This window comes from Frankia sp. CgKIO3, from assembly GCF_977946435.1.
In genome coordinates, this window is record NZ_CDWTMO010000109.1 from 1 (window position 1) to 14443 (window position 14443).

Below are 14443 nucleotides of genomic sequence, written 5' to 3' on the forward strand. Positions count from 1 at the left end.
GATTCCTCAGTGCGATCATGACCGGCATCCCGATGACCGTCTGGTCCCCGGCGGACTTCGTCCGTGACCCCGCCGGCTGGCTGCGCTCGTTCCTCGCCAGCGGCGCCACGATCTCGCCGGCGCCAAACTTCGCCTACGACGACCTCGTCCGGGCGATCGACCCGGACGAGGTACCCGGGCTGGACATACGCCGGTGGCGCGTCGCGCTGAACGGAGCCGAGCCGGTCTCCGCGGTCGGCGTTGAGCGCTTCCTCGACCACTTCGCGCCGGCCGGGTTCGCCCCCACGGCGATGTTCCCCGTGTACGGGATGGCCGAGGCCACCCTGGCCGTGGCCTTCCCGCCGCTGGGCCGCGCCCCCGTGGTCACCTGGGTCGACCGGGACCGACTCGCCGCCGAGGGAATCGTGACGGAGGTCCCGCGCGAGCATCCGCGCGCCAAGGGGCTGGTCGCCGTCGGCCGGCCGGTCCGCGACATCCGGATTCGCATCGCCGACCTGCACGGTGACGTCCTGGCCGATCCGCTCGGCGACGGTCTGGCGCCGAGCCTGCGGGTGGGCGAGATCCAGATCCGGGGTGGTTCGGTCACCTCGGGCTACCTCACCGCGGGGGGCCTGACGACCAGGGGCTTCACCGCGGACGGCTGGCTGCGCACCGGCGACCTCGGCTTCCAGCGCGGCAACGATCTGTTCGTGACCGGCCGAGACAAGGAAATGATCATTATACGCGGCATGAACTACTACCCCGAGGACGCCGAAGCGGCGGTGCGTGACCTTCCGGGCGTGCACCGACGTCGCGTCGTCGCCTTCGGCTCCCCCGACCAGCCAGACGCCGCCGACAGCCCCCCGGACGCCACCGGAGCGAAGGCTGCCGGCGGCGTCACGGTGGTCGGCGAGACCGCGCTGACCGAGCCCGCGGACCGAGCCCGACTCGCGACCGACCTGCGGATGGCGGCAACTGCGGCGCTGGGGCTATCCACGGTGACGGTGCGTCTGGTCGGGCCCGGCGCGCTGCCCCGTACCTCCAGCGGCAAATTCCAACGGCTGGCGGTACGCGACCTGGTCGGGCGCGGCGTGCTCTGACCCGCAAGCCCCGCCTCCGATTCCGCACGCCCAGCGCGTTCCGCGCCCATCGACCAGCCGCGCGTTCCGCGCCTATCGACCAGGGAGCCCGATGCACAGCCACCTGATGACGCCGAGCCCTGACGGCCCGCGGGAAGCCGACGATCCGGAGGACTACCTGAGCGTGCCGTGGTCCGTGCTCGCGGACTATCGGTGTTTCGGCTGCTCGCCGCACAATCCGCACGGGCTGCAACTACGCTTCTCCGCCCACGCCGACGGCATCTCGACCCGTTTCCGATTCGAACGCCGGCACGAGTCTTATCCCGGCGTCGTGCACGGTGGCCTCATCGGAGTGATCGTCGATGAGACGATGGGCAATCTGATCGTGCTGCAGGTCGGGCTCACCGCGTTCACCACCGCGCTGCGGGTGCGCTACCTCGCCCCGCTGAGCGTCGGCGCCGAGTACCGCTGCGTCGCCCGGCTGCACGGCGTCCCGGATGGTACCCCCGGCCGCGGGGACGCGGCACGGTCGGCGGAGCGAACAGCGGCGTAAACGGCGGCAGAGCAAACGGGCTGGTGCACGCCGAGGCCGAGATCCTCGACGATGCCGGGACGCTGCTCGCGACCGCAAGCGCAACCCACCGCCCGACCCCGATGGACACCGCCCGGGACCGGATGATGCTGAATCCGACCGAGGCCGACCGTGTCGCGCAGGCACTGGCGGCGACGCTCACCAGACCACCGGCCACCGGGTCCACCGCCGCCGGCCTCCCCACCTCAGAGGAGCACTGAATGTCAGTGTCGTATGCGGAGATCGTCACCACCGTCACCGCCATCGTCGCTCGTGAGCTCGGCATCCCGGTCGAGGACCTGGCTGCGGACGCCGATCTGCGCTCCGTGGAGGGCGCGGACTCGGTGAAGGTGCTCCGGATGATCGCCCGGGTAGAACGCGAGTACGACGTCGAGCTCGAGGACGAGGACGTCTTCTCGGCGGTCACCGTCGCCGACGTCGTCCAGGCGGCGCTGCAGGTGCAGGCCACATGAACTCGCCCGTCACCACCGCACCGGAGGCTGCGGTGGGCCTCGCCGCCGGGCCCACGACGGCCACCGGGCCCACGACGGGCACCGAACCTACGACGAGCGACACCAATCAGCACTACGACCTGCCGCCCGAGGTCTTCGGCCTGTTCCTCGATCCCCTGCGCAAATACAGCTCGGGTCTTTACCGCACGGAGCACGACACCCTCGAGCAGACGCAGATCGCCAAGCTCCACTTCGTCGCCGATCGGCTCGGCCTGCGCCGCGGTGGTCGCGTCCTCGACATCGGATGCGGCTGGGGTTCGCTGACGCTGTTCATGGCGGTCGAGTACGAAGCCGAGGTCGTCGGGGTCTCCCCCGCGGGGCGACAGCACGCCTACATCGCGCAGCGAGCTGCCGAACTCAGCGTGAGCGACCGCGTCACCACGGTCCAGGGCCACTTCGAGACGGTCGAGTTGCCCTCGGGGAGTTTCGACGCAGTGACAATGCTCGGCTCGATCGTGCACATGCCCGACCTCGATGTCGTGTTCCGGCGGGCCCGGGCGCTGCTGCGCCGCGACGGACGGCTGTACGTGTCGGAAAGCTGCTTTCGCAACGCGGCCACCCGGGGGGCGTTCGACCATCGGGAAGGGACCGAGTTCGTCCGCGCATCGATCTTCGGCTGGGGGGACATGCGGCCGCTGTCCGACCTCGTCACCGGTGCCGAGGACGCCGGTTTCTCCCTGGCAAGCCTAGACGATCTCACCGACGACTACCGGCGCACCATCGACGACTGGCTGGTGAACGTCGACGCGGCCGCGGAGCGGATCGACGCGATCCGCCCGGGAACGGCCGCGACGCTGCGCCGCTATCTGGAGGTCGCGAACGCCGGCTGGGGCTACACCACCAAGCACTACGCGCTGGTGTGCCGCAAGGCACGCTGACCGCCGCCGAGAGAGGAACGGGATCCACATCATGACGGCATCCGACATTCTCCGGCCGGCGTTCGGCCAGGCCCGCGGCGTCGAACCGCCGCGAGCCCCCGCACGCCCGGCCCTGGCGCCGCTGCTTCCTCCCGCCGAGGTCGAGGCGGCCGTCATCGCCTTCCACCAGGCGGGCTCCACCACCCGCCGCTTCAACGTCGAATCGACGTTCGCCTGGGAGAACGCCGACGCCGATCGGCTCACCGAGGGACAGCGCTCCGCGGTCCGGTTCATCACGTTGATCGAGGACCACCTGCCCGGCTACTTCGGCGTGTACGAGCAGGCCTTCCCGCTGAACCCCGACGTCGACGTCGAGACCTTCGTGCACAACCGGGAGCTCTACCACTTCACCGTGCGTTGGGCGCAGGAGGAGGACAGCCACGCCCGGGCGCTGTTCCGCTACCAGGTCGCCGCCGGCATCGCCGATCCCGACGAGCTGCGGCGGGAACTGGCGGCCGAGGGGCGCAAGCACTTCGAACTGCCGCACGACCACGCGGTCTCGCTGTTCGCCTATGCCCTGGTCCAAGAGAAGGCGACCCAGCTGTACTACCAGCAGCTGCGGGCGGTCGTCGGCGATCCGGTGTTGGCCGATCTGCTGAACCGGCTCGCCAAGGACGAGGCCCGGCACTTCACCTTCATGGCCGACATCGTGGAACGGTACCTGCGCCGCCACGGCGACGCCGTCGTCGAGCCGATCCGGGAGGCTATCGCGCACTTCCGGATGCCACTAGCCGACACGATTCGGAGTTACTGGCGCTGGGCCCTGCGGATCGCCGAGACTGCCCGCTACGATCACACCGACGCTTACCCGCACCTCATCCGGGTGGTCAACCGGGCGGTCGACGTCCGCACCGACAAGGTCGACGAACTGGTCCGCTTCGTCGACGCCTGCCGGTCGACGACCCTGGACACCCCGTAGGACTCTGCCAGGACCAACACGGCAGCAGTGGCCCGTCCTACGAAGCGGCGGCCGGTGAATGTGGGGGGGCCTGAGCACGGTCTGCGATCCCTGGACCGTGCTCAGGTCCCCACAACTCGGCCGCCGAAGCGGTCAGGGCATCGCCTCCACCAGCGCCTGCCGGATGTCGGAGTTCCGGTTGAACTCCCGGCCCAGAACACTGCCGAGCGCCTTGCGGATCTTCATCTGGAGCTGTTCCAGCGTATCCGGATCGGAAACCTGCAAGAACACCTCGAACGCGGTGTCAATGGTCTCGTGGCCCTGAAGGTCTTCGAGCAGGCGATGCTTGAATTCCCCCACCGGATGCTTGATCCGATTGTTCGACATGTAGAAGTGGAACGTCTCCAACACGGATACAAGCTCGTGCGGATTCCGCTCCAGCCGGCGCTTCGCGAAGTACATGAGCTCCCGAGCATGACCGGCTTCGTCCCGGCTGGCGCGCAGCATGAGGTCCGCCAGCACCGGCTCGCGCACCCATTCCGACATCGTCCGGTAGACCGTGTTCACCGTCATCTCCGAGATGACGTTGGTGATCAGAGTGGCGCTGGGCGTGGTACCCGGTACGTAGGGCTCGCGCAACGCCTCGATCCGGCGCTGGTCGATCTGGGCGTTCACCGCCTGCAGCCACGCCCGGAAGGCGTAGTGGTGCTGGAGCTCCTGGTAGCCCCAGATGTTCACGAAGGCAGAGCAGTCGTAATCGTCGATGAACTCGTTGAGAAAGCCGTGCACCGCTGCGATGGAGGTGGCCTCGCCCATGACCGCGCCCTTGACCAGCGCGATGTACTCGGGCTGGATGAGATCCCTGCGGATCTCATCCAACGGCAGGTCGACCAGCTTCCACTGCAGCCGCTCATAGTGCTGGAATACGTCGAAGCTGTGCGCGTTCTCGATGGTGTCGGAGGTCGCCATGCTGGAATCTCCCCTGGCCCGGTCCCGTCGACCTGTGCAGACTAGTTTCTATTTCACCACAATTAGTTTGACAATATCGGCGGCCGGTCATTGCATCATCCCATCGATCGATGGGAACAGGCTATCGTACCCACGACAAAGTCCCTGGATTTTTATGATGTTCTCGCCCAGGATTCCGGGAAGATTAACCCACGAGTCGATCCGGCGGGCCGACAATACCCATGGCTGCTCTGGCTCCATGAACCTGCTCCATGCACCTGCTCCATGAACCGCACGAAAACCGCGCGAGAGGCCGGGTAAGAGGGAGTTCATGTGACACCTGCTGCGCACGCTGCTGACGCGGGTCAAGAAGCTGGAGCTGCCTGGAACCGCTCAGTGACAGCCTCCAAGGCAAGCCGGACGTCAGCTTCCGCGGCCTTGCAGGACTCCCTGTCGCCCCGCGGTACCCGCGGGCACGCTGTCGTCCTCGGCGCCGGGATGGCCGGACTCCTCGCGGCCCGGGTGACGGCCGAGTTCTTCGACCGGGTGACGATCATCGAACGAGATGACCTCACCACCGAGGGTACTCGCCGCGGCGTGGCGCAGGGATCCCACCTGCACGCCCTCACCGAACGAGGCCGGTTGTGCCTGGAGGAGCTGTTCCCCGGGTTCACCGACACCGTGACCGGCCACGGTGCGCCCCGCGCCCACATGCTCGTCGAGACCCGGTGGTACGTCCGCGGGCTGCGGTTGTACCCCACCGACACCGGGCTCACCTCCCTGCTGGCAAGCCGGCCGCTGCTGGAGGGCGTGCTGCGGGAGGCCATACTCGCTCGTTCCCAGGTCCGCCTGCTGCAGCGGGTGCGCGCCGTTGGGCTGGTGGCGCGGCCCGGCCCGGGCGAACCCGGCCGGATCGTCGGGGTCCGGGTCGAACGCCTCGATGGCGGCCCGCGGCCAGACGACGCCCGAGTCAACGGCTCCAGCACCCGGCCCGACAGCAGCACCCGGCCTGACGGGGTACGCCCTGCGGATGCGCACCTCGACGGCGGCGAGGTCATCGAGGCGGATCTGGTCGTCGATGCGACCGGCCGCGGCTCCCGGGCAGCGGACTGGCTCGCCGCGCACGGGCTGCCCGTGCCCGTGCGGGAGCAGGTCGACGTCGACCTCGGCTACACCTCCCGCGTCTACCGGCGACGCGCGAGCGACCTCGACGGCCAACGCGCGGTTATCATCTCGACGATTCCCGGGCTGCGCGGCGGTGGCGCCGTCGCGCAGGAGGACGATCGGTGGATCGTCACCCTGGCCGGCATGCTCGGCGAGCATCCGCCCACCGACCCGGACGGGTTCGCCCGCTTCGCGGCGACCCTGCCCGCTCCCGACATCGCCCGGTTCATCGCCGACGCCGAGCCGCTCGGGGACCCGATCCCCTACCGCTTCCGCGGATCGGTGCGACGCCCGTACGCACGCCTGCGCGAGCCCAGCGCCGGCTTCGTCGCCCTCGGGGACGCGGTGTGCACCCTCAACCCGCTGTACGCCCAAGGGATGACGGTCGCGGCCCAGCAGGCGCTGGCGCTGCGGGACGCCCTGCGGGATACGCCGGACGCGCTCGGCCCACCCGCCGCCCGCACCGGCACCTCCGCCCGCACCGACGCCTCCGCCCGCACCGGCACCGATCTACCCCGGCGGTTCTTCACCGCCGCGGCCGTTCCCGCCGACCTGGCCTGGTCCCTGGCCACCGGAAATGATCTAGGATACCCACAGGTGCAGGGACGGCGCACCCCGCGGATCAGGCTGGTCAACGCCTACCTGCCCCACGTGCACGCCGCCGCGCACACCGACCCGGTGGTGGCCCGGGTGTTCATGCGGATCATCAATCTGGTCGAACCGCCATCGGCACTGCTGCGACCGGACGTCCTCACCCGGGTGCTACGCGCCCGCCGCTCCCCCGCGGCGGACCGGAGCCCGACCCCGAACGGATCTGGTCACCGAAGATGACCAGATCCGTTCGGGGCTCTCGCGGGCACCGATCCGCGTCGACGGCGTGGGATGCGTTGCCCAGCCGGAACCCGGATCAGCTCCGAAGGGAGGGTGCTACGGGTCCCGGGCCGGGAATCCCCGCCTCAGCTACTGGGCTGGGCGGGGTTCACGGGTGGACAGCACTCGCGCTCATGGCCGCGGCGACACGTTCATGGTGTTTCGCCGCGTAGGCTTCTCGATTGTTCAGCCGGGGGAACTGTTCCCCCGGAACCGGCACACCGAGGAAGTCGCACAGGGGACCCCACCCCTGGGCGATGTCGAATACCAACAGACGGTCGGCTGAGATCTCGCGTTGCACCGCGGCATTGTGCTCCGCGAAGACCTGTAGGGCGTATTCCTTGTCCGCGAAACGCCCCTTGAAGACACCGTCCCACACCACCAGATTCATCATGGTGATCACGCGCATGGCTTCCGCGCTCATTCTCGCCGGTCGGTTCGATATCGCTTGGAACAATGTGTTCCGCGCACTGTCATATCATTTTTCCGGGTCGCGAACCGTAAGAATCATTCGAGCCGACGGGTAGTGGGCGGCGAGCTCCCGCCAGAACCGGGCACCCGGCCAATCGACTGTCGATCTGTACTGGCCATACAGCGAGTCCCAGTCCGCAGGAGCACCTTCGGCGGCACTCGTCCATGCAGCGATAGTCTCCCGGTGCGCGAGGACCTCGTCCATGTGATGACAAGGGCCGTAACCGAGCTGTTCGAGGGCCAACTTGAGCGAAAGCGTTCCGGTACGCCCGAAGCCCGCACCAATGATGTTGGTCATACCCCTCCTCGAAAGACAACGGATGCAATATTAACGACCACTTCGTTGCGAGTCCAGAGGGAATTTTGATAATCTATTATCTTGGTAGGGATTATGAAGTTATAAGTGCCGTAACTATCCGCACCCGGTTGCCCGGTGTAGTTTTATGGAAGATTCAGGATTCACCACGGCGCCGCGGCCGGGCGGGCACGGCACCGCTGGCGATAGCGGACACGCGGACAGCGGCCCCGCCGCCGGGTCAGCTGCCGCCGTCACTGCCGCCGGTGACCTCGATGTGCCTGGGCTGACTCTTCCTGGACTTGGCGAGCCGGATCGTCAGCACCCCGTTGTCCAGCGTCGCGCTGACCGACTCCGGGTCCACCTCACCCGGCAGCACGATGCGATGTTCGAACCTGCCCACCCGGCGGGTCTGACGGCGTAGCACACCCTTCCGTTCCCGCTCCTTGATCTCACCGGTGACCCAAAGCTCGTTATCCTGCAGGTCGATCGAGACATCGCGGCGGCGTACCCCGGGGAGCTCGAGTTCGACGATGTAGGCGTCGTCGGTCTCCTCGATGTCGACCGGGACGACGACGGCGGCCAACAGTCCAACCGGTCGGCCTTCCGCACCACCGACGACGTCGCCGAGCAGGCTTCCCATCCGGGTCCAGGCGTCCTCGATCTCCCGGAACGGATCCCACCTGATCACCGGGGCCGGACGTTGGCTGCTTCGCACCGGAAATGCCATGAGATTTCTCCACTCGTCAGCATCATTTCGACATCATTCGATTCGACGACGCAATCAGCCATTGTCGGCAAAATACTTCCACCGCCGTCTACCCGGTCGTCGGCGGGTAAATCAGCCGCAGCGGGAAATACTGGCCACCACTCCGGGGCTGTTCCGCAACCGCCGGGACGGTGAACGACCGGCGCGGCCTCTCCGGGACGGCCACCGCCCGGGCACGCAGCACCCGGGCAGATACGGAGGCCGCGAAGCAAGGCGGTCCCGCCATCCCCTCGAATCAGTTTTCCTCATCAAGGCGAGCCGGCGGGAGATTGGCCCTGCCCGCTGACGGACAATGGGCCCAAAGTCCTTCTACCCAGCTCCGCCCGCAGGAAACCACAGCCAGGCGACGGTGGCGACGGTGCGGGCATCACGGCATACCGGGAATGGCCGTTGCATTCTACCCATCTTCCTCGTGCCGGCGCAGACCTCGACTTGCTGGCGAGTGCGGCAGCAGCATTTTTGCGATCAGTTGAGATTTGTGTTAATCGGGTGGATGACAAGGGCGGCAGTGGGCATGAGGCAGCCGGCGCGGGTGTCCCAGCCGAGATGGTCACCGCCGTGGACACGGCCCGGGCGAGACGGCCGGTACAGCCGCTCGATGCCGGATTCCCGACTCGCCCCGTTGATCTACGGGCGCCGTGATGGAGGCCGGGCCGGATGGTCGGGCCAACCCTCGAACAGGCCGGGAGGAGGGGATATCCGATGACCGCCTTCGAACTGGACAGCTCGCTGGTCGACAAGTTCGCAACCGGCGATCTCGATCCACGGGAGGAAGCGACCCTTGCCGAGCAGCTGGCGCGTCTCCTGGCGTTCCACTGGAACCTGCCCCACCCGCTCGAGGCCACGTTGTCGCGGATCATCGCTCACCTGGGGGGTCAACGCGCCCTGTTGGCATGGCTGGACCGGCATCCTGGAGCAGGAACAGCACGATATGCTCGCGGCCGTCAGCCAGCAATCCGCTGGTAGGCGTCCGGCCAGTCCGCCTTCGCCGCCACCGCGCAGAACCCCTTCTCCTCGATCAGCCGCCGGGTCATCGCGGCGCGGGCGGCGTAGCACTCGTGGGTGCCGTGCGACGCCTCGCCGATCAACACCAGGCTGGCGTCACCAACCAGATCGAACAGCCTGTCGCCGGCCGGAACGCCGTCCTGGACCGGCACCATCTCGGATCGGACGACGGCCGCGTCCGGGCGGTACACCACGGTTCCCGCGGGAAGCCGGGACGTCGCCGCCGCGCGCAGCAGACCGCGCACCTGTTTCATCGGTGGTCTGGGTGAAATCCCAGTAGGACTGCCCGACCGCGAAGAACGGCGACGGCGTCGTCGCACACCACCTCGTCCGCCAGCGCCGTCAGCTCCCGGCAGGTGGAAGAGGGTGCCGCCGGCACGGCGACGACGATCCGGGCCGGCTGCAGTTGCCGCAACGCCTGGATGGCGGCCCGCATACTCGCGCCCGTGGCCAGGCCATCATCCCCCTGCCCATTCGGCGGCAAGATTCGCTTGATGCCCAGCACGGAGCGAGGGAAACCGTGTGTCCGTGGTCGGCCGGCCGGCGACGCCCGACCGGTGGGTCTCGCGGCCGGCCTGCTGCATTCACCGGAGCCCGCCGAGGGCGCGCGTCAGACCGCCGCGGCCGGCACCGGGGCGAGGGCGAGACCCGTCCCCGGCAGGGCGGCCCGCACCTCGGCGGCGAGCAGGTTCCAGTCCGTCACGCAGGCCGAGGTCGAGCGGTAGGCCAGGCCGACGCGCCGGTGCGGCGCGGGCCGGCGGAACGTGGCAACGGCCAAGCCCCGCCCCTCGCCGACCTCGACTCCGACGGCGGCGGCGGGGACGAGGGTCAGCCCCAGGCCACCGGCGACCATCTGGACGATCGTCGACAGGCTCGCCGCACGCAGGGTAGAACGCTCCCGTGCCCCCGCCTCCCGGCAGACCTCGAGCGCCTGGGCCCGGAAGCAGTGCCCGTCCTCCAGCAGGAGCAGGTCCTGCCCGCCGATGGCGGCGACCGGCACGGCGGCGCCACCCGCCAGCGGGTGATCCGCGGGGGTGACGAGGACGAAGTCCTCGTCGTACAGCGGAATCTCGGCTGTCCCCGGCTCATCGGTGGGCAGAGCGAGCAGCGCGAGATCGAGCGCACCGCCGCGCAGCTCCGCCAGCAGGGTGGCCGTCTGGGACTCCCGCGGCCGCAGCCGTGCCTGCGGCCACCGTTCCCGCAGCGTCGGCAGCAGCCGTGGGAGCAGGTAGGGGGCCACCGTGGGGATGACCCCGAGACGAATGTCACCGACCAGGGGTTCCCGGGCCCGGATGGCCAGTTCGCCGATGTCGTCGACGGCGCCCAGCACCCCCCGGGCCCGCCGGACGATCTCCTCCCCGAGTTCGGTGAGCAGGACGCTGCGGGTGGTGCGTTCCACGAGCTGGACGCCCAGGGTGCGCTCGAGCGCCGCCACCGCGCTGGACAGCGTCGGCTGACTGACATGCAGGGCCGCCGCGGCGCGGCCGAAATGCCGGTGATCGGCCACCCCGACGAGGGCGCGCAGCTGGGCCAGGGTCGGTTGCGGACTAGCCATAGATTGAGGCTATCAAAGTTGCGAAATTTTTCGATTTCTCTTCCGAGTGGCCGACCGTGACAGTGTGACAGTTGTGACAGTTGTGACAGTGAAGTCATCCCTGCGCGGCTTCTCGATCAACGAGGCCGTCGACGAGGCCGCCACCGAGGCCGCGGCCATCTACTGGGGCCGGTGTCACGGCTGTTCCACCGCACGCGTTCCTGATCGCTCTTGATATCCGTCTATGCCCGGAGGGTCCCATGTCCGAGAACCATGACGCAGTCGTGTACGACATGAATGCGGAGAGCGGCGGTGGCTGCCCAGTCGCGCCCGGTCGCGCCCCGCACCCCACCCAGGGCGGCGGAAACCGCGGCTGGTGGCCGAACCAGCTCAACCTGAAGATCCTCGCCAAGAACCCCGCCGTGGCCAACCCCCTCGGCGGGGAGTTCACCTATGCCGAGGCCTTCAGGACCCTCGACCTCGCCGCCGTGAAGCAGGACATCGCGGAGGTGCTGACTACCTCGCAGGCCTGGTGGCCGGCCGACTACGGTCACTACGGCCCGTTCATCATCCGGATGGCGTGGCACAGCGCGGGCACCTACCGCATCAGCGACGGCCGCGGTGGTGCGGGTGCCGGCCAGCTGCGTTTCGCTCCCCTTAACAGCTGGCCGGACAACGCGAACCTCGACAAGGCTCGCCGCCTGCTGTGGCCGGTCAAGAAGAAGTACGGCCAGAAGATCTCGTGGGCCGACCTGATGATCCTCGCCGGCAACGTCGCCCTGGAGTCGATGGGCTTCGAGACCTTCGGCTTCGCCGGCGGCCGGGTGGACGTCTGGGAGCCTGACGAGGACGTCTACTGGGGCCCCGAGACCACCTGGCTCGACGACGAGCGCTACACCGGCGACCGGGAGCTCGAGAATCCCCTCGCCGCGGTCCAGATGGGTCTCATCTACGTCAACCCGGAGGGCCCGAACGGCAACCCAGACCCGATCGCCGCGGCACGCGACATCCGCGAGACGTTCCGCCGGATGGCGATGAACGACGAGGAGACGGTCGCCCTGATCGCCGGCGGCCACACCTTCGGCAAGACCCACGGCGCGGCCAACCCGGACGAGCATGTCGGCCCGGAGCCCGAGGGCGCCCCCCTCGAGGAGCAGGGCTTCGGCTGGACGAGCACCTTCGGCACCGGCAGGGGCGGGGACACGATCACCAGCGGGCTTGAGGGTGCGTGGACGAACACCCCGGTGAACTGGGACAACAGCTTCTTCGAGATCCTGTTCGGCCACGAGTGGGAGCTGGCGAAGAGCCCCGCCGGTGCGAACCAGTGGAAGCCCAAGGACGGTGCCGGTGCCGGTGCCGGTGCCGGCACCGTCCCCGACGCCCACGACGCATCGAAGAGCCACGCCCCCACGATGCTGACGACGGACCTCGCCCTCCGGTTCGACCCGATCTACGAGCCCATCTCGCGGCGCTTCCTGGAGAACCCGAGCGCGTTCGCGGACGCGTTCGCCCGGGCGTGGTTCAAGCTGACGCACCGTGACCTGGGGCCGGTCGCGCGCTACCTCGGCCCGGAGGTCCCGACCGAGACGCTGCTGTGGCAGGACCCGCTCCCGGCGGTGGCCCACGAGCTCATCGACGCCGCGGGCGTCGCCACTCTCAAAGGTCAGATCCTCGCCTCGGGCCTGTCGGTCTCCCAGCTGGTCTCCACCGCGTGGGCGTCGGCCTCGACGTTCCGCGGTGGTGACAAGCGCGGCGGCGCCAACGGTGCGCGCATCCGCCTCGAACCGCAGCGCGGTTGGGAGGTCAACGACCCCGACCAGCTGGCGGCGGTCCTGCGCACGCTGACGGGGATCCAGGAGGCCTTCAACGCCGCCCAGACCAGCGGCAAGCAGGTCTCGCTCGCCGACCTGATCGTGCTCGCCGGTGGTGTTGCCGTCGAGCGGGCCGCCGCGAACGCCGGCTTCGACGTCGAGGTCCCCTTCGCACCGGGACGTACCGACGCGTCGCAGGAGCAGACCGACGTGGAGTCGTTCGCGGTGCTCGAGCCGACGGCGGACGGGTTCCGCAACTACCTCGGGAAGGGCCACCGCCTGCCGGCTGAGTACCTTCTGCTCGACCGGGCGAACCAGCTGACCCTGAGCGCCCCCGAGCTGACGGTCCTCGTCGGTGGTTTGCGGGTCCTGGGTGCCAACTACCAGCAGTCGCCGCTCGGCGTCTTCACCGCGACTCCCGGGTCGCTGACGAACGACTTCTTCGTCAACCTGCTCGAGCTGGGCACGACGTGGAAAGCGACGTCCGAGGACGCGAACACCTTCGAGGGCCGCGATGCCGCCACGGGCAAGGTCAGGTGGACCGGCAGCCGCGCCGACCTCGTCTTCGGTTCGAACTCCGAGCTGCGCGCGCTCGCGGAGGTCTACGCGAGCGACGACGCGCGGGAGAAGTTCGTGCACGACTTTGTCGCGGCGTGGGTCAAGGTGATGAACCTCGACCGGTTCGACCTCGTCTAATCCTGGTTCACCTCGCCCGATCCTGACGTCCAGGTTGGCCCGTGCCGGGCCAACCTGGACGTCCTCGGTCCCCGGTCCCGAGCTCCCCGTTCCCGTACCGAGCATCGGCCTCACCACCGGCGCACTCGCCGTACTCGCCGTACTCGCCGAGATCTCCCTCACCGCCGCCGCCGCGCTCGGGAAGAGCGATAGCGTGCGCGCCGCCAGCCTGCATCTGGACACGCCTGGCGACTGGCCCACGCGCCCACCCGAGGCACGGGAGAAACCCTCGGCATCCGATCCCCTCGTTCCCCTGCTGCTCTATACCCAGGCCTGGGCCGGCGACCGCCACGGTTCGGCGCACAGCCGGATACTGCCCACCAGATCGGTCACCCAGGTGATGTCGATGGACGTGACCTTCGTCCGTTCCTTCCCCCTCGACGCGGAGGCCGAGGCTGCGGTCACCGTGCGACGCGTAAGTCGACAACTCGCTGTAGCCAACTCCGAGATCGGAACGGCGGGATCCCGTCCGAGCGTGCTCGCGCGTTTCCTCGTCTCGCGCATCACCGTCCGCTGACCCCTTCGAGGACGCGCTGGTCAACGCCCGTTCGAGGACTGGACGGAGCGGGGACCGCAGCAGTCCGGTCAAGCGCGCCCGCACCTGAGCCGAGTCGGTCAGGTCGACATTTTTATTAACTCTGCGTAACAGAATGCGGAATACAACGTGGTCCTTCGCCGCCCCGGACCGGAGGGCCACCCCTATTGCTGCCACAATGCGACTTTGTAAGCACGGTTCGTAGCCAGACCGCACCAAAGACCACTAACCGCACATCCAACATTGCAGTCCGGAGTCGGGGGAATGCCAGGTCCCGGACAGCGCGATCATCAGGGGGATCAAGAGATCATGACGTTAACGCATCCGACCGAGACGCCGACGAGCCGGAT

The 14443-nt window shown here is 68.6% G+C and carries 16 protein-coding genes and 1 pseudogene; 11 read left to right on the plus strand and 6 right to left on the minus strand.

Annotated features, from left to right (window positions below; genetic code table 11):
• From AC08OJ_RS13165 to AC08OJ_RS13190, 6 genes are all read left to right on the plus strand, one after another.
• The coding region (locus AC08OJ_RS13165) for an AMP-binding protein (RefSeq protein WP_476595865.1) at window positions 1-1079 on the plus strand (1079 nt) is incomplete at its 5' end.
• A 91-nt stretch (window positions 1080-1170) separates the two neighbouring features.
• Window positions 1171-1611: a PaaI family thioesterase gene (locus AC08OJ_RS13170; RefSeq protein ID WP_476595866.1), complete on the plus strand. Its 441-nt coding sequence runs from the start codon at window positions 1171-1173 to the stop codon at window positions 1609-1611.
• A 23-nt stretch (window positions 1612-1634) separates the two neighbouring features.
• Entirely contained in the window at window positions 1635-1850 is a 216-nt protein-coding gene (locus tag AC08OJ_RS13175) for a hypothetical protein (RefSeq protein ID WP_476595867.1), read from the plus strand.
• Complete coding sequence (locus AC08OJ_RS13180) at window positions 1851-2102, plus strand: acyl carrier protein (protein ID WP_476593166.1); 252 nt, start codon at window positions 1851-1853, stop codon at window positions 2100-2102.
• The gene (locus AC08OJ_RS13185; RefSeq protein WP_476595868.1) at window positions 2099-3019 is read left to right on the plus strand and encodes an SAM-dependent methyltransferase; all 921 of its coding nucleotides are present in this window, start codon (window positions 2099-2101) and stop codon (window positions 3017-3019) included. The genes AC08OJ_RS13180 and AC08OJ_RS13185 overlap by 4 nt, the downstream gene beginning before the upstream one ends.
• A gap of 31 nt (window positions 3020-3050) precedes the next feature.
• Entirely contained in the window at window positions 3051-3977 is a 927-nt protein-coding gene (locus AC08OJ_RS13190) for an acyl-ACP desaturase (protein ID WP_476593164.1), read from the plus strand.
• A 132-nt stretch (window positions 3978-4109) separates the two neighbouring features.
• On the opposite strand, the gene AC08OJ_RS13195 is transcribed toward AC08OJ_RS13190, so the two are convergent.
• A complete protein-coding gene (locus tag AC08OJ_RS13195) occupies window positions 4110-4925 on the minus strand; it encodes a ferritin-like domain-containing protein (RefSeq protein ID WP_476593163.1) in 816 nt (271 codons plus the stop codon).
• Window positions 4926-5342: 417 nt separating this feature from the next.
• Here AC08OJ_RS13195 and AC08OJ_RS13200 point away from each other — a divergent pair, with 417 nt between their 5' ends.
• The gene (locus AC08OJ_RS13200) at window positions 5343-6899 is read left to right on the plus strand and encodes an FAD-dependent oxidoreductase (RefSeq protein WP_476595869.1); all 1557 of its coding nucleotides are present in this window, start codon (window positions 5343-5345) and stop codon (window positions 6897-6899) included.
• A gap of 148 nt (window positions 6900-7047) precedes the next feature.
• On the opposite strand, the pseudogene AC08OJ_RS13205 reads toward AC08OJ_RS13200, so the two are convergent.
• Window positions 7048-7707: pseudogene (locus tag AC08OJ_RS13205) on the minus strand (sulfotransferase family protein).
• 238 nt (window positions 7708-7945) lie between these two features.
• Window positions 7946-8395, minus strand: coding sequence for an Hsp20/alpha crystallin family protein (locus AC08OJ_RS13210; protein WP_476595870.1), 450 nt, complete (start codon window positions 8393-8395; stop codon window positions 7946-7948).
• 780 nt (window positions 8396-9175) lie between these two features.
• Here AC08OJ_RS13210 and AC08OJ_RS13215 point away from each other — a divergent pair.
• Window positions 9176-9439, plus strand: coding sequence for a hypothetical protein (locus AC08OJ_RS13215; RefSeq protein ID WP_476595871.1), 264 nt, complete (start codon window positions 9176-9178; stop codon window positions 9437-9439).
• Here the strand turns inward: AC08OJ_RS13215 and AC08OJ_RS13220 are convergent.
• The 3 genes from AC08OJ_RS13220 to AC08OJ_RS13230 form a co-directional block, all read right to left on the minus strand.
• On the minus strand, window positions 9418-9732 hold the full coding sequence (locus AC08OJ_RS13220; protein ID WP_476593159.1) for a hypothetical protein: 315 nt from the start codon (window positions 9730-9732) through the stop codon (window positions 9418-9420). The two genes, AC08OJ_RS13215 and AC08OJ_RS13220, sit on opposite strands and share 22 nt — an antisense overlap.
• Window positions 9729-9914, minus strand: coding sequence for a hypothetical protein (locus AC08OJ_RS13225; protein ID WP_476593158.1), 186 nt, complete (start codon window positions 9912-9914; stop codon window positions 9729-9731). The genes AC08OJ_RS13220 and AC08OJ_RS13225 overlap by 4 nt, the downstream gene beginning before the upstream one ends.
• A gap of 174 nt (window positions 9915-10088) precedes the next feature.
• Entirely contained in the window at window positions 10089-11033 is a 945-nt protein-coding gene (locus AC08OJ_RS13230; RefSeq protein WP_476593157.1) for a LysR substrate-binding domain-containing protein, read from the minus strand.
• Window positions 11034-11097: 64 nt separating this feature from the next.
• Between AC08OJ_RS13230 and AC08OJ_RS13235 the strand changes: the two genes are divergently transcribed.
• From AC08OJ_RS13235 to AC08OJ_RS13245, 3 genes are read left to right on the plus strand one after another with little or no spacing between them, the layout of a single operon-like run.
• On the plus strand, window positions 11098-11247 hold the full coding sequence (locus AC08OJ_RS13235) for a hypothetical protein (protein ID WP_476595872.1): 150 nt from the start codon (window positions 11098-11100) through the stop codon (window positions 11245-11247).
• A gap of 25 nt (window positions 11248-11272) precedes the next feature.
• Complete coding sequence (gene katG, locus AC08OJ_RS13240; protein WP_476595873.1) at window positions 11273-13519, plus strand: catalase/peroxidase HPI; 2247 nt, start codon at window positions 11273-11275, stop codon at window positions 13517-13519.
• A 34-nt stretch (window positions 13520-13553) separates the two neighbouring features.
• Window positions 13554-14075 (plus strand): hypothetical protein, encoded by a 522-nt coding sequence (locus tag AC08OJ_RS13245; protein ID WP_476595874.1) that lies wholly within the window; start codon window positions 13554-13556, stop codon window positions 14073-14075.
• Window positions 14076-14443: the final 368 nt, after the last annotated feature.

Coding starts and splice junctions, on each gene's coding strand:
- AC08OJ_RS13225 (WP_476593158.1), bottom strand. CDS start 9,914: ATGCGGGCCGCCATCCAGGCGTTGCGGCAACTGCAGCCGGCCCGGATC.
- AC08OJ_RS13170 (WP_476595866.1), top strand. CDS start 1,171: ATGCACAGCCACCTGATGACGCCGAGCCCTGACGGCCCGCGGGAAGCC.
- AC08OJ_RS13230 (WP_476593157.1), bottom strand. CDS start 11,033: ATGGCTAGTCCGCAACCGACCCTGGCCCAGCTGCGCGCCCTCGTCGGG.
- AC08OJ_RS13220 (WP_476593159.1), bottom strand. CDS start 9,732: ATGAAACAGGTGCGCGGTCTGCTGCGCGCGGCGGCGACGTCCCGGCTT.
- AC08OJ_RS13180 (WP_476593166.1), top strand. CDS start 1,851: ATGTCAGTGTCGTATGCGGAGATCGTCACCACCGTCACCGCCATCGTC.
- AC08OJ_RS13215 (WP_476595871.1), top strand. CDS start 9,176: ATGACCGCCTTCGAACTGGACAGCTCGCTGGTCGACAAGTTCGCAACC.
- katG (WP_476595873.1), top strand. CDS start 11,273: ATGTCCGAGAACCATGACGCAGTCGTGTACGACATGAATGCGGAGAGC.
- AC08OJ_RS13195 (WP_476593163.1), bottom strand. CDS start 4,925: ATGGCGACCTCCGACACCATCGAGAACGCGCACAGCTTCGACGTATTC.
- AC08OJ_RS13185 (WP_476595868.1), top strand. CDS start 2,099: ATGAACTCGCCCGTCACCACCGCACCGGAGGCTGCGGTGGGCCTCGCC.
- AC08OJ_RS13190 (WP_476593164.1), top strand. CDS start 3,051: ATGACGGCATCCGACATTCTCCGGCCGGCGTTCGGCCAGGCCCGCGGC.